The sequence below is a fragment of the Kitasatospora phosalacinea genome, from assembly GCF_000717185.1.
GTDB classification, from domain to species: domain Bacteria; phylum Actinomycetota; class Actinomycetes; order Streptomycetales; family Streptomycetaceae; genus Kitasatospora; species Kitasatospora phosalacinea_A.
Map to the genome: position 1 here is coordinate 1 of NZ_JNYE01000319.1, position 250 is coordinate 250.

Here is a 250-nt window from a genome sequence, read left to right on the forward strand (position 1 = left end):
AAGGCCTACCCGGCGTTCGCCAACACCGGCTCGGACACGGTGAAGAAGCAGGAGGCGGCGGCGTTCCTGGCCAACATCAACCACGAGACCGGCGGCCTGATCTACATCGTCGAGCAGAACACCGCCAACTACCCGCACTACTGCGACACTTCGCAGCCGTACGGCTGCCCGGCCGGGCAGGCCGCGTACTACGGCCGCGGCCCGATCCAGCTCAGCTGGAACTTCAACTACAAGGCGGCGGGCGACGCGC

At 67.2% G+C, this 250-nt stretch carries 1 protein-coding gene; it reads left to right on the top strand.

What is annotated here, in order from left to right; all coding sequences use genetic code 11:
- On the top strand, nt 1–250 hold a 250-nt coding region (locus OO57_RS38205; RefSeq protein WP_033257553.1), incomplete at both ends, for a chitinase.